At 55.1% G+C, this 14,367-nt stretch carries 11 protein-coding genes; 6 read left to right on the top strand and 5 right to left on the bottom strand.

The features are described 5' to 3' along the window. Window positions 1-122 precede the first annotated feature (122 nt). The 5 genes from R2I50_RS05870 to secA form a co-directional block, all read right to left on the bottom strand. Complete coding sequence (locus R2I50_RS05870) at window positions 123-359, bottom strand: hypothetical protein (protein WP_316608229.1); 237 nt, start codon at window positions 357-359, stop codon at window positions 123-125. Beyond that, a complete protein-coding gene (locus R2I50_RS05865; RefSeq protein WP_316608228.1) occupies window positions 356-1,192 on the bottom strand; it encodes a hypothetical protein in 837 nt (278 codons plus the stop codon). Before R2I50_RS05865 ends, R2I50_RS05870 begins: the two co-directional genes overlap by 4 nt. A gap of 90 nt (window positions 1,193-1,282) precedes the next feature. Next, window positions 1,283-2,977 carry a glutamine--tRNA ligase/YqeY domain fusion protein gene (locus R2I50_RS05860; RefSeq protein ID WP_316608227.1) on the bottom strand — a complete coding sequence of 565 codons (1,695 nt, stop codon included), beginning with the start codon at window positions 2,975-2,977 and terminating at the stop codon, window positions 1,283-1,285. Window positions 2,978-3,146: 169 nt separating this feature from the next. Continuing rightward, a complete protein-coding gene (gene gltX / locus R2I50_RS05855) occupies window positions 3,147-4,595 on the bottom strand; it encodes a glutamate--tRNA ligase (protein ID WP_316608226.1) in 1,449 nt (482 codons plus the stop codon). Next, entirely contained in the window at window positions 4,588-7,479 is a 2,892-nt protein-coding gene (secA, locus tag R2I50_RS05850; protein WP_316608225.1) for a preprotein translocase subunit SecA, read from the bottom strand. The genes gltX and secA overlap by 8 nt, the downstream gene beginning before the upstream one ends. A 281-nt stretch (window positions 7,480-7,760) precedes the next feature. Here secA and R2I50_RS05845 point away from each other — a divergent pair, with 281 nt between their 5' ends. The 6 genes from R2I50_RS05845 (at window position 7,761) to R2I50_RS05820 (ending at window position 14,355) form a co-directional block, all read left to right on the top strand. Next, window positions 7,761-9,098 carry a potassium transporter TrkG gene (locus tag R2I50_RS05845; RefSeq protein ID WP_316608224.1) on the top strand — a complete coding sequence of 446 codons (1,338 nt, stop codon included), beginning with the start codon at window positions 7,761-7,763 and terminating at the stop codon, window positions 9,096-9,098. 11 nt (window positions 9,099-9,109) lie between these two features. Further along, entirely contained in the window at window positions 9,110-9,757 is a 648-nt protein-coding gene (locus tag R2I50_RS05840) for a TrkA family potassium uptake protein (RefSeq protein WP_316608223.1), read from the top strand. A 184-nt stretch (window positions 9,758-9,941) separates the two neighbouring features. Continuing rightward, window positions 9,942-11,300 (top strand): Trk system potassium transporter TrkA, encoded by a 1,359-nt coding sequence (gene trkA / locus R2I50_RS05835; protein ID WP_316608222.1) that lies wholly within the window; start codon window positions 9,942-9,944, stop codon window positions 11,298-11,300. 55 nt (window positions 11,301-11,355) lie between these two features. Beyond that, on the top strand, window positions 11,356-12,810 hold the full coding sequence (locus R2I50_RS05830) for a TrkH family potassium uptake protein (RefSeq protein WP_316608221.1): 1,455 nt from the start codon (window positions 11,356-11,358) through the stop codon (window positions 12,808-12,810). A gap of 1 nt (window position 12,811) precedes the next feature. Beyond that, window positions 12,812-13,543 (top strand): elongation factor P 5-aminopentanone reductase, encoded by a 732-nt coding sequence (ymfI, locus tag R2I50_RS05825; RefSeq protein WP_316608220.1) that lies wholly within the window; start codon window positions 12,812-12,814, stop codon window positions 13,541-13,543. Further along, window positions 13,540-14,355, top strand: a complete 816-nt coding sequence (locus tag R2I50_RS05820; protein WP_316608219.1) for a hypothetical protein — start codon at window positions 13,540-13,542, stop codon at window positions 14,353-14,355. The genes ymfI and R2I50_RS05820 overlap by 4 nt, the downstream gene beginning before the upstream one ends. Window positions 14,356-14,367 lie beyond the last annotated feature (12 nt).

The raw sequence follows: 14,367 nt of genomic DNA, 5'->3' as shown, positions 1-14,367 counted from the left end.
TAATCGGTCACTTTCTCACCGCCCTTCATCCGTTAGATTGAAAAGATGCCGAAACGTTACAGATTTTTATATAATTTCTAAAAATGACTCCCGAAGTATCGGACTTCGGGAGTGACTTTATATTATTTCTTCTTGAAGCCGTCCTTCAGGCTGACGGAGCGGTTGAAGATCAGCTTATCGGCGCTGCTGTCCTTATCAAAGCAGAAGTAGCCGGTGCGCATGAACTGGAAGTAGGAGGGAAAGGAGAAGCTCTCGAGTCCCTTCTCTGCCTTACAGCCCTCGACGACCTTCAGCGATTCGGGGTTGACGAACTCCATGAAATCTCTGCCGTCCGCCTCGGGATCGGGAACGGGTATCATACATTTTTGTTGGCGAAGTCGCGAGCTTCGTTAAGATCTATGCCGAGAGCATCCGCCTTGTTGATGGTTATTTTGCAGCCATCCCTGACCTTCTGCATGATGACCTTCATGACAGCCTCGTTCACCGCGACGCAGCCACCCGTGTAGGGCTTGACAAGGCTCATGCAGTAGAAGAAGAAGCAGGATCCCTCCCCGGGTACGCACTCGCTGTTGTAGCCCATGTTCAGACAATACTGATACTCGTAGGTATAGTCGATGAGGTGTTCGCTGTCTTCGATATTGAGCTCGGGAACATCCTTGATGTTAAGAAACTCGTTGAAGTGCATCCCTTCGCGCATATCGCCCGACCAGTAATCGTCCTCGGTCACCTTCGTGTATTCCATCTGGCAGCCGGGATCGTCCGCGATGCCGAAAGCCTTGTCGATCGTGAAGGTGCCGATCGGGGTGATGGCGTGGTAGCTGTCTGCCTTGCCCATCCCCTCGAGCCCGATATAGCCGGGCGCCTGAAGGATCATCTTCCACTTTCCGTCGGTATCCTTTTCGTGCATACTGACATAGCAGGTGGTTTCGCCTACGCCTGCTACGACGATCAGCTGCTCGCAGTCTTTAGACGCGTCGAGCTTTGTGAACCATTCGGGAGAATCAACGACCTTTTGGCTTTGGATCGACAGGGTGTTTTCGCCGGATGCGCTGCCTGATGTACTGCTCGCATCGCCGGTTGCAGGGGTATCGGTGTCGGAAGAGGCGCCGCCGCATGAGGTCAGCAACGCTGCCGTCATCAGCAAAGTTAAGATGAGGGAGATAATCTTGTAAGTTATTTTAATACTTTTCATAATCAGTAGCACCTTTCTGTTTTATTGTCATGATTGATTCCGCCGCATAATTTCTATGGTCTGTTAATCGGGGGTGCTGTTTGAAGCTTCTTACTTTACTTTTTTGAAGCCGTCCTTTAGGCTGACGGAGCGGTTGAAGATCAGCTTATCGGCGCTGCTGTCCTTATCAAAACAGAAGTAGCCGGTGCGCATGAACTGGAAGTAGGAGGGGAAGGAGAAGTTCTCGAGTCCCTTCTCCGCCTTACAGCCCTCGACGACCTTCAGTGACTCGGGGTTGACGAACTCCATGAAATCTCTGCCGTCTGCCTCGGGATCGGGAACGGTGAAGAGGTTGTCGTACAGGTTGCAAGTCGCCTCGGCACAGTTGCTCGCGTCGACCCAGTGGATGGTGCCGCGTACCTTTCTGCCGTCGGGAGTGTTGCCGCCTCGGGTCTCGGGATCGTACTCCGCGTAGACCTCGACGACGTTGCCGTTCTCGTCCTTCTTACAGCCGGTACACTTGACGATGTAGGCGCTCTTGAGGCGCACTTCGTTGCCGGGGTACAGGCGCTGGTACTTCTTGATCGGCTCCTCCATGAAGTCGCCGCGCTCGATCCAGCATTCGCGGGAGAAGGTGACTTCTCTGGTGCCGTCGTTTTCATTGTTCGGGTTGTTCTCGACCGTGAAGCTCTCACTCTGACCCTCGGGATAGTTCGTGATGACGAGCTTGACGGGATCGAGCACGACCATCACGCGCTGTGCGGTGAGGTTGAGGTCCTCTCTCAGGCAGTGCTCGAGGAACTCGTATTCGACGGTGGAGTTGACCTTGCTCACGCCGATACGGTCGCAGAAGTTGCGGATCGACTTCGGGGTGTAGCCGCGTCTGCGCAGACCGCACAGGGTAGGCATGCGCGGATCGTCCCAGCCGCTGACGGTACCGCCCTCGACCAGCGCTCTAAGCTTGCGCTTGCTCATGACGGTGTTGTTGATGCCGAGACGCGCGAACTCGATCTGGCGCGGCTTGCTCGGCAGGGTGACGTTGTTGATGACCCACTCATACAGCGGTCTGTGATCTTCAAACTCGAGCGAGCACAGGCTGTGGGTGATTCCCTCCATCGCGTCCTCGATCGGATGGGCGAAGTCGTACATCGGGTAGATGCACCACTTGTCGCCGGTACGGTGATGATGCAGGCGGTTCATGCGGTAGATGACCGGGTCGCGCATGTTGAAGTTGCCGGATGCAAGATCGATTTTCGCGCGCAGGGTCATTTTTCCTTCCTCGACCTCGCCGTTCTTCATCTTCTCAAAGAGCGCGAGGCTCTCTTCGATGGGTCGGTCGCGGTAAGGGGACTTCGCGGGGGTAGAGAGATCGCCGCGGTATTCGCGCATCTCCTCGGGCGTGAGCTCACAGATGTAAGCGAGCCCCTTCTTGATCAGCTCGACAGCGCTCTCGTACATTTTGTCGAAGTATTCGGACGCGTAGTAGAAGCGATCTTCCCAGTCAAAACCCAGCCAGTGGATATCCTCCTTGATGGCGTCGACGAACTCGACATCCTCCTTGGTGGGGTTGGTGTCGTCCATGCGCAGGTTGCACATACCGCCGAACTTCAGCGCGGTGCCGAAGTCGATGCAGATCGCCTTCGCGTGACCGATGTGCAGATAGCCGTTGGGCTCGGGTGGGAAGCGCGTGTGTACCTTCATCCCGTAGTAATCGCCGCCCTCGGCGATATCCTTCTCTATCATGGTGTGGATGAAGTTAGAGGACATCTCCTCCTTATTCTCCACGATCTTGTTTTCTTCTGTCATATACATTCCCTCATTTTATGGATTGCGAAACGCAACAGTATCGTAGTCATTCCGAGGAGGGTTTATCCCGACGTGGGAATCCCCTTCCATCTGCAATCGGCTGCAATAATAGGGGGATTGCCACAGCCCCGTTGGGGCTTCGCAATGACACGGTTGTTACGACGTTTTATTATTTCAATTTCTCCAGTCCGAGCGCGATACGTCTCAGGCTTTCCTCTCTGCCGAGGATATCGAGGATCTCGATCGCGCCGCCGGGGGTGACGGCCTTGCCCGCCGCGGCGATACGCGCAGGCCACATCACGGTGCCGTTCTTGACTTCGAGCTTCTGCGCAAGGGCGATCAGCGCGTCGTGGATGCTGTCGCTGTCCCAGCTCGGCAGAGCGGAGAGCTCGTCGTAGACCGCCTTGAGCATCACGGGAGCGTTCTCGAGATTGGTCTTGCTCTTTTTATTGACGAACAGCTCCTTCTCGTATTCCGGCAGCGCGGCGAAGAAGTCGATCTTCCCGGGTATATCGGTGAGCTTCGTGGTGCGCTGCTTGAGGATTGCGGCGATCTTCGCGTAGTCGAGATCGGCGTCGCCTAAAGCCTGTTTAAAATAGGGTGTACACAGCTCGATGAACTTTTCATCGCTCATCGCCTTGATGTATTCGCCGTTGAACCACTCGAGCTTATCGTAGTCAAAGACCGATGGGCTCTTGCTGATGCCGCTGATATCGAACGCCTTACACAGCTCGTCGAGCGTGAAGATCTCCTGATTGTCCTTCGGCGCCCAGCCGAGCAGGGCGATGTAGTTGATGATCGCCTCGGGCAGATAGCCGTCCCTGATCAGATCATCAAAGCCCGTGGAGCCGTGGCGCTTAGAAAGCTTTGAGATCGTACCGTCGTCGTTCTTGCCGTTGATCAGCGGCAGGTGGATGTAGGTCGGGATCTCCCAGCCGAACGCCTCATACAGCAGGTTGTATTTCGGGGTGGAGCTGAGGTACTCGCTGCCGCGGACGACGTGAGTGATGCCCATTGTGTGGTCGTCGATGACATTCGCGAAGTTATAGGTCGGATAGCCGTCCTGCTTGATCAGGATCTGATCCTGCAGTTCACTGTTCTCGACGGTGATCTCGCCGAATACCGCGTCGGTGAAGGTGGTGGAGCCTTCGATCGGCATTTTCTGACGGATAACGTAGGGAACGCCCGCGTTCAGCTTTTCCTGTATCTCTTCCTCGGACAGATCGCGGCAGTGGCGGTCATAGCCGCCGCCGACAGTCTCGCTCTGGATCTTCTCGAGGCGCTCCTTGGTGCAGAAGCAGCGGTACGCCTTGCCCTCGCGGATCAACTGTTCGGCATAGGGCAGGTACATGTCCTTTCTCTCACTCTGAACATAGGGACCGTAATCGCCGCCGACGTCGGGACCTTCATCATGCTTGAGACCGGCGGTCTCGAGTGTCTTGTAGATGACGTCCACGGCGCCTTCAACGTAGCGCTCCTGGTCAGTGTCCTCGATCCTGAGGACGAAGGTGCCGCCCTGACTTTTGGCGACCAAATATTCATACAGCGCCGTTCTCAGGTTGCCGACGTGCATGAAGCCTGTCGGACTGGGAGCGAAGCGGGTTCTTACCTTACTCATTACTGTATCCCTCATCAATCGGTTTATGGCATTTTTTGTATTTCTTGCCCGAGCCGCACCAGCAGGGGTCGTTGGGACCGGGCTTTTTCTTTTTATTCACGACGGTCTTGTTGCCGGAGATCGTGCCGTCGCCGGAGAACTCGACAGGCTTCGCGACCTGTTCACGCTTCAAGCCGAGCTCGACTGCCGAGGGCTTGGGCTTTCTGTCCTCCTCGGTCTTGAGGATGACCTGATGAGCGGCTGCCGCTTTCTCTTCCATCTCGCGGCGCTTTGCTTCGATCTCCTCGCGGCGCTTCTGGATCTCATAGACGCGCTTGGGCGCAATAAGGATGAGGCGGGCGGTCTCCTGCTTAATGGTCTCGTTCATCTCATCGTACATGTTGCTGCCCTCGAGACGGAACTCAACGACCGGATCACGCTGACCGTAGGCGCGCAGGCGGATACCCTGCTTGAGCTGATCCATGTTGTCGATGTGCTCCATCCAGTAGGTATCGACGGTCTTCAAGAGGTAGATGCGCTCCATCTCGCGCATAACGTCCTCGCCGACAAGCTTCTCGTTCTCGTCATAGAGGGCTAACGCTCTGTCCTGCAGCTCCTTGATCAGATCATCTCTGGTCTTATCCTCGGTGTTCTTTACGGTGAACTTGTTATCGTCGGTGATCAGCCAGCCGCGGTAGACCTCGTTCAGACTGGTGAGGTTCCAGTTCTCTTTATCGTAATCGTCGGCACAGAACATGGATACGTTGTCAGCGATGGTGTCGGTGACCATCCTGACGACGGCGTCGTGGATATCCTCGCCGTCGAGTACGCGGTTACGCTGTTCGTAGATATTCTTACGCTGTTCGTTCATGACGTCGTCGTAGTTGAGGACGTTTTTACGGATCGCGAAGTTGTTGCTCTCGACCTTCTGCTGGGAGCTCTCGATGATGTTGGTGAGCATCTTGCTCTCAATAGGCTGATCCTCCTCGACGTTCAGTCGGTCGAGCAGCATGCCCATTCTCTCGCCGCCGAAGATACGCATGAGGTCGTCCTCGCAGGAGAGGAAGAATTTGCTGACGCCGGGATCGCCCTGACGTCCCGAACGGCCGCGCAGCTGGTTGTCGATACGGCGGCTCTCGTGACGTTCGGTACCGATGATGTACAGACCGCCCGCAGCGCGTACCGCGTCCGCTTCGGCGCTGATCTCAGCCTTATGCTGATTATAGTATTCCTGATACTTGGCTCTCGCTTCAAGGATATCCTGATCGTCGGTCTCGGCGTAGCCGGTCGCCTCGGCGATCAGCTCGTCGTCATAGCCCTCCTTGCGCATCTGTGCGGTCGCCATATACTCGGCATTACCGCCCAGCACGATATCCGTACCACGGCCTGCCATGTTGGTCGCGATGGTGACCGCGCCGAGCTTACCCGCCTGGGCAACGATCTCCGCTTCCTTCTCATGGTGCTTCGCATTGAGGACATTATGCTCTATGCCGGTTCGCTTCAAGAGCTTAGATAGCTGTTCGCTCTTCTCGATGGAGATGGTACCGACCAGCACCGGCTGACCGGTCGCGTGGGCACGTTTGATCTCGTCGATGATCGCCATGAACTTGGCGTTCTCGGTACGGTAGATCGCGTCCTGCAGATCCTGACGGATGACCTCCTTGTTGGTGGGGATCTCGACGACGTCGAGGCTGTAGATCTCCTGGAACTCTTCCTGCTCGGTCATCGCTGTACCGGTCATACCGGACAGCTTCTTGTACAGGCGGAAGAAGTTCTGGAAGGTGATGGTCGCGAGGGTCTTTGACTCGCTCTCGATCTTCACGCCCTCCTTCGCCTCGATCGCCTGATGCAGACCCTCGTTGTAGCGTCTGCCGTACATCAGACGGCCGGTGAACTCGTCGACGATGATGACCTCGCCGTCCTTGACGACATAGTTGACCTCGTTCTTCATGCAACCGTGCGCCTTGATCGCCTGGTTGATGTGGTGCTGGATGGTGATGTTGTCGGGGTCGGTCAGGTTCTCGAGCCCGAAGAACGCCTCCGCTTTCTTTACGCCGACCTGGGTGAGGGTCGCGGTATGCGCCTTCTCGTCGACAATGTAGTCAATATTGTTTTCTTTATAGAATTCCTCAAGGTCCTCTTTATTATCGACCTCGGTGAAAACATGCTTCTTCATGGTGCGGGCGAGTCGATCGGCGCGCTCGTAAAGGTCGGACGCCTCGTCGCCCTTACCGGAGATGATCAGCGGAGTACGCGCTTCATCGATGAGGATGGAGTCCACCTCGTCGACGATAGCGAACGCGTGACCGCGCTGTACCTTCTGATCCTTATAGACGACCATGTTGTCACGCAGGTAGTCAAAGCCGAATTCGTTGTTGGTACCGTAGGTGATGTCCGCCTCATACATCGCCTTGCGCTCGTTCACGGGGATGTCGTGGATGATCAGACCCACCTTGAGTCCGAGATAACGGTACAGCTTACCCATCCATTCGCTGTCGCGTTTGGCGAGGTAGTCGTTGACGGTGACGATGTGCACGCCCTCGCCGGTCAGCGCGTTCAGATACGCGGGCAGGGTCGCGACTAAGGTCTTACCTTCACCGGTCTTCATCTCGGCGATACGTCCCTGATGCAGGACGATGCCGCCGATGATCTGCACGGGGAAGTGCTTCATGCCGAGTACGCGCATGCTCGCCTCACGGCAAACCGCGAACGCATCCGGCAGGATGTCGTCGGTGGCCTCGCCGTTTTGCAGGCGGGATCTCAGTATATCAGTTTGGGATTTCAGTTCTTTTTCGCTCATCGCGGCGTACTTGCTGTCGAGCGCGAGCACCTTGTCGCATATCGGACGGATACGCTTGAGCTCGCGGGCGGAGTAATCACCGAACAGCGCTTTGAATAAACCCATATTATCATTCCTTTCTTTGCGGGCAGATGGGTTTATACCCATATCACCCCATTATATAAAGGCATTATACCATAGTACGGCGGAAAAATAAAGAAAAAATTGTAAACAAACGGCTCGAATTTTCTATAATAATATTGATTTTGAATGATGCTTGATGTAAAATATGTGTGCGTATAGGCTCGAATCGAGCTTATGCCGGCCGCGCTCCGTGTTATCGCTGAGCGCGATCGGCAAATCAATGTACATGCGACCGGTCGTTCGGGAAACTGTAAGGAGGGCGTATGGCAAACACGATAAAAAAAGCGAAACGGCTGACGTCATTTCAGATCATCTTTCTCGGGTTCATCGGAGTGATCCTCTTGGGTGCGCTGATCCTGACGATGCCTTTTTCTTCAAGAAGCGGCGCTTTCACACCTTTCAATCAAGCGCTGTTCACATCTACCTCGGCGGTATGCGTCACCGGACTGGTGGTGCAGGATACCGCGACCTACTGGTCCGCCTTCGGTCAGGCGGTGATTCTGATCATGATCCAGATCGGCGGTCTGGGCGTGATCACGATGGCGTTGTCCTTTATGATGCTGTCCGGTAAAAAGATCTCGTTCAGTCAGCGAAACACGATGCAGAACGCGATGTCCGCACCGAGCGTCGGCGGTATCGTCAGACTGACGAAGTTTGTTACCCGGGGGACTTTGATCGTAGAGCTGCTCGGCGCGGTCGCCCTGACGCCGGTATTTGTCAGGGACTTCGGCGCAAAAGGGATCTGGATGGCGGTCTTTCATTCTGTTTCCGCCTTCTGCAACGCCGGCTTCGACCTGATGGGCAGCCCGGATCGGAAATTCGCGTCGATGACCGCGTATTCGGATCAGCCGGTCGTCAATATCGTCCTGATGCTCCTTATCGTGCTGGGCGGTATCGGATTTCTGACATGGCAGGATTTTGTTACCCATAAATTCCGGTTCAGACGTTACCGGATGCAGAGCAAGGTGATACTGGTCACCTCCGCCGTGCTGATCGTTCTTCCGGCGGTTCTCTTCTTCTTCCGTGATTTCGCTCTGCTTCCGATCGGGGAGAGAGTGTTCGGCTCGCTTTTTCAGTCGGTCACTACCCGAACGGCGGGCTTCAATACGCTGGATCTGAATTCTCTGACCGGTCTCGGACGCGCGCTGTTTATCGTATTGATGTTGATCGGCGGGTCTCCGGGCTCTACGGCGGGCGGTATGAAAACCACCACCATCGCCGTGCTGACAGCCAACATGATCTCCTGCTTTATGCAGAAGGAGGATCCGGAATGCTTCGGCAGGAGGATCGACGCGGGCGTTGTAAAGGTCGCGTCTACCGTTTCTTTGATGTATGCTGCGCTGTGCCTTTCCGGCGCGGGCGTGATCAGCGCGATCGAAAAGCTTCCGTTCGGAAAGTGTCTTTTTGAGACCGCCTCCGCGGTCGGCACGGTCGGCTTGACGCTCGGTATCACGCCGCAGTTCGGCATCATCTCTCAGATGATCCTGGTTTTGCTGATGTTCCTCGGAAGAGCCGGCGGACTGACCGTGATCTATGCCACTATATCGGGCTCATCGAAAAAGATCTCAAAATTACCGGTCGAAAAGATCACGGTAGGATAAGGAGAAATAACATGAAATCAGTTTTATTGATCGGACTCGGAAGATTCGGAAAGAACATCGCGATCCAGCTGAATAAGCTCGGTCACGATGTGCTGGGGGTCGACCATAATGAAGACAGGGTCAACGAAGCGATGGATATCGTAACGGACGCCCAGATCGGCGACAGCACGAACGAGGAGTTCCTTCGTTCTCTCGGCGTCAATAACTTTGATATTTGTTATGTAACGATCAGCAATGATTTTCAAAGCTCTTTGGAAACCACTTATCTGTTAAAGGAGCTGGGCGCGAGCTTTGTGGTAGCGCGTGCCGAGCGCGACGGTCAGGAGCGTTTTCTCCTGCGCAACGGCGCGGACAGAGTCGTCTATCCCGAAAAGCAGATCGCAAAATGGGCTGCGATCCGCTACAGCTCCAACCATATCCTCGACTATATCGAGCTGGATGAAAAGCATTCTCTCTATGAGGTCACCGTGCCTGAATCATGGGTCGGTAAGACGATCCTCCAGCTGGATATCAGAAGAAAACATAATATTACGATCATCGGTCTGAAAAAGGACGATACGATGAGCTTTATGATCAAGCCCGAAACGGTACTGACGAACGATATGTCGCTTTTGGTGCTTGGCGAATATAAGGAGCTCCAAAAGTGCTTCCGATTTTAGGTTGACGCATATCTATGCGTTTTTGGATGCAACGAATCCGGCACGTTTTACTTCTATGATTCTTCGGTTGATTTGCTGTGTTATCTGTCGCATCGCTGTTTTGATAACAAAGATAATCGACCGGAGTTTGTTTTCTGTTCCGGGCAGTTTCTGCTTTGACAGGATCTTTGGATGAGGTGTATGTATGAATATCATTATCGTTGGCTGCGGCAGAGTCGGCCGGTCGATCGCCGACCAGCTGAATACCGAGGCGCATTCTATCACGGTGATCGACGAGAACGCCGAGGCGCTCGACAAGATTGCCGATACCCAGAACGTCATGGCGATCCGGGGCAACGGCGCGACCTACAGCGTTCTCAGCGAGGCGGAGATCGACACCTGCGATCTGTTGATCGCTGTGACCGCCGCCGATGAGCTCAACCTGTATACCTGCCTGCTCGCCAAGAACGCGGGCGTTCTCTCTACGATCGCGCGCGTGCGTAATCCGGAGTATATCAACGACGTCGAGCTCGTCAAGGATGATCTGAAGCTGACCCTCGCCATCAACCCCGAGTTCACCTGCGCGAGCGATATCGCCCGCCTGCTCAAATACCCCGGCGCGGTGAAGATCAGCTCCTTCTCCAAGGGCATGATCGACTTTATCAAGGTGCGCCTGACCGATAAGGCGCCCATCGTCAATAAAAAGGTCGCCGACTGCACTTCCGTTTTTAAGGGTATGGCGCGTCTCTGCTATGTCGAGCGCGGCGGCGAGTTCCATATCGCGAACGGTGACTTCGTCCTGCGCGAGGGCGACCTGGTCTCGATGGTCGTACCCGCCGGCAGCGCCGCAAAGCTGCTCAAGACCATGGGCACCGCCTCGAACAAGGGGCGCTCCGTGATGATCCTCGGCGGCAGCAAGATCGGCTTCTATCTCGCCAAGATTCTGCGCGAGACCGGTATCAGCGTCAAGATCATCGAGAACAACCCCCTGCGATGTGAGGAGCTTGCGGAGGATCTTGACGGCGTCATGGTCATCAACGCCGACGCGATGGATGAGGATCTGCTTTTGAGCGAGCACCTCGACCGCATGGACGGCGTCGTCTGTCTGATGGATACCGACGAGGAGAACCTGCTCGCCTCGATGTACGCCCGCAAGGTGAATCCCAAGGCGAAGATCATCACCGAGCTCGGCAATCTCAAGTTCAGCTCCGTGATCGATACGCTGCCGCTCGACAGCGTCATCCGTCCCAAGCAGCTCACCGGCGAGTATATCGTCCGTTATGTCCGCGGAATGCAGAACGCCGTCGGCAACAACGTCGAGACGATGTTCAAGGTCAACGGCGATCAGGCGGAGGTGCTCGAGTTTATCGTGCGCGAGAAAAGCGCCGTGACGGGTGTTCCGCTGTCGAAGCTGAACCTCAAGGGTGATTTACAGATCGCCTGCATCGGCAGGAACGGCTCGGTCATCACCCCCGGCGGTAACGATACCATTGAAAAGGGCGACCGCGTCATCGTGATCACCAAGCACAAGGGTCTGTCCGACCTGAGAGATATTCTGAGATAATCGGTCAGCGCGGGGGTTTCCCGCATAGATACCGATTTTGAAAGGCAATTTCGTTATGAATAAACGATTGATCAGTTATATATTAGGCTGGGTACTGCTGATAGAGGGCGCTACGATGCAGCTGTCGACCATAGTCGGACTGCTGTATGGAGAGTGGCACTTCATGAAGTATTTCGTCTATGTCGGCGTTACCTGTATGCTGCTGGGATTTCTTCTGGTATTCAAGAAGCCGAAGAGCAACGTCATGTATCTGAAGGACGGCTTCATCGCGACGGCGCTGTCGTGGATAGTGTTGTCGGTCGCGGGCTGTATCCCGCTTTGGTGGTCTGGAACGATCCCGCATTTTGTCGACGCGGTGTTCGAGACCATCTCCGGCTTCACCACCACCGGCGCGACGATCCTCACCGAGATCGAATCCCTGCCGCGCTGTATGCTGTTCTGGCGTAGCTTCTCCCATTTCTTAGGCGGAATGGGCGTTGTCGTGTTTCTGCTCGCGATCATTCCGCGTCTGGGCGGTAACCAGAGCATTAACCTGATGAAGGCGGAGTCTACCGGCCCTTCCGTCAGCAAGAGCATGCCGAAGCTCCGCAACTATGCGGCGCTGCTGTACGGCATCTACTGCGGTCTGACCGCGCTGGAGTGTATTCTGCTCCTGTGCGGCGGCATGAATCTTTTTGATGCTGTGACCACCTCGTTCTCCACGGCGGGTACCGGCGGCTTTATGGTATATAATGATTCTATGGCGCGCTTCAGCCCGTATTTGCAGACGGTAGCGGCTGTCTTTATGATGCTGTTCGGCGTTAATTTCTATGTTTACATCCTGATCATCTCGCGCCGCTTTAAGCAGGTGCTCAAAAGCGAAGAGCTGTGGGTGTATTTCGGAATCGTCTTTGTGATCACCGGGCTGATCGCCGCCGACCTGTATATCAACCGCGTTTACGGCAACGATTTATACAACTCTATCCACCAGAGCTTCTTCTATGTCACCTCGGTCGAATCCTCTACCGGTCTGGCGATGACGGACGTCAACAAATGGCCTGAGTTTTCCAAAACGCTGGTATTGATCGCGACCTGTATCGGCGCCTGTGCCGGTTCAACCGGCGGCGGCTTGAAGGTGTCGCGCTTTGTCATCCTGCTCAAGGGGATCAAAAAGGAGTTCACCCTGATCCTGCATCCCCGTACCGTCCAGGCGGTCAAGATGGACAGCAAGAAGATCACCCATGAGATATCCCGCTCCGTCAGCGTGTTCTTTGCGATCTATATGGCGATCATCATCGTTACGACGATTCTGATATCCCTGAACGGCTTTGATTTCACTACCAGCATTACCAGCGTTCTGGCGACGCTGAACAACACCGGTCCCGGTATGAATATCGTCGGCTCGACCGGCAACTATGCGGGCTTCTCGGTCTTCTCCAAGATCGTGTTTTGCTTCAATATGCTCGCGGGCAGACTTGAGCTCTATCCCTTCCTGTTGCTGTTCGTTCCCTCGGCATGGAGGCGCAACTGATATGAGCGTCGTACTCGTAACGGGAGCCTCCCGCGGTATCGGCGCGGCGATTGCGCGTGCCTTTGCCTGCGAAGGCTGTGACGTAGCGGTGAATTATCATAAAAATGCCGAAAAAGCCAACCTGCTTTGTGAAGAATTCAGAGAAAAAGGCGTTCGCGCAATCACCGTACAAGCTGACGTGTCCGACAGCGCTCAGGTCAACGCGATGTTTGAAACCGTTCGCCGAGAACTCGGCGATCCCGATATCCTCGTCAATAACGCGGGGATCTCGTTGTTTGGACTGCTTACCGATCTCAGCAACGATGACTGGCAGAGGATGTTGAACACCAATCTCAGCTCGGTGTTCTACTGTTGCAGGGCGGCTTTGCCCGCGATGATCCGCGCCCATAAGGGTGTGATCGTGAATATCGCCTCAATGTGGGGCGAGGTCGGCGCGTCCTGTGAGGCGGCGTATTCCGCTGCGAAGGCAGGCGTGATCGGACTGACCAAGGCGCTCGCGAAGGAGGTCGGACCCTCCGGCGTGCGTGTGAACGCGGTTTCGCCCGGCGTCGTGATGACGGATATGATGGCGGGCTTTTCCGAACAGGATATCGCCGCGCTGAAAGAAGAATCCCCCCTGATGATGACCGGTACCCCTGCGGATATCGCCGATGCGGTGTTGTACCTCGCCTCTGACAAGGCGCGGTTCGTGACCGGTCAGGTTTTGCCGGTAAACGGCGGTATGGTGATATGATGAAAAGGATTGTTTTGCTGATAACGATGATGCTCATGCTCTGCGGCGTGACGGTTCGTGCAGCGGACAGTCCTTCTTTTTCTTGCGCTTATTCAGCCGGCTCGGGCAGTACCTTTTATGTCGATATCCGCTGCAGCGGCGGGGCTTCTGCGGCGGTCTTTACACTGACTTATGATAGGACTCTTGCGGAGTATCGCGGCGTCGAAGCCGAGAAGAAATCTTCCGCGGTGCGGGACAATCCGACTTCCGGGAAGGTCGCTGTCTGTATCGCCGACAGCGGCACGTTCAAGGACAGGCTCTGCCGCATGAAGTTCAAATCCCTTGCTGCGGGAACGGCGAAATTCACCCTGCATGTGGATCAGGCGGCTGACAGCAGCGCTCGGATACTGAGTGGTATTCGGGATGATACGCTGACTGTCGAACTGTCAAAGAACGGCGCGTCCTCATCCTCGGGAAGCGTTAAAAACAGCGGCGGTCGATCATCCCGCTCTACGTCCTCCCGCTCGCAGAAGGACAGGATATCCGGTGACGCCGAGGATGACGGTGAGGATGTCAAAATCCGTGATTACCGGGGCGGCGTTTTCGATACGAATCCTTACCGGGTTTGGCGTTATATTCTGATCGGCGCGGCTGCAGTGCTGTTGTGTGTCGTATTGGTAGTACTGGGTATCAAGATCGGTAAGAAAAGTTATTTGATTAAGAAAGACGACAAGGATCATCCCGAGCCGCCCCTTCCTCCTCCGTCCGAGGACTTGACCCCCGAAGAAAAGCAGGCTATCATCGATGAACTGAACGAGGAGATCAAGCCGTAAAACCTGATGAAA

It is taken from the genome of uncultured Ruminococcus sp. (assembly GCA_902785355.1).
Lineage (GTDB): Bacteria > Bacillota > Clostridia > Oscillospirales > Acutalibacteraceae > Ruminococcoides.
Note: the sequence above shows the minus strand (reverse complement) of the source record. Positions and strands in the feature narration are given on the sequence as shown.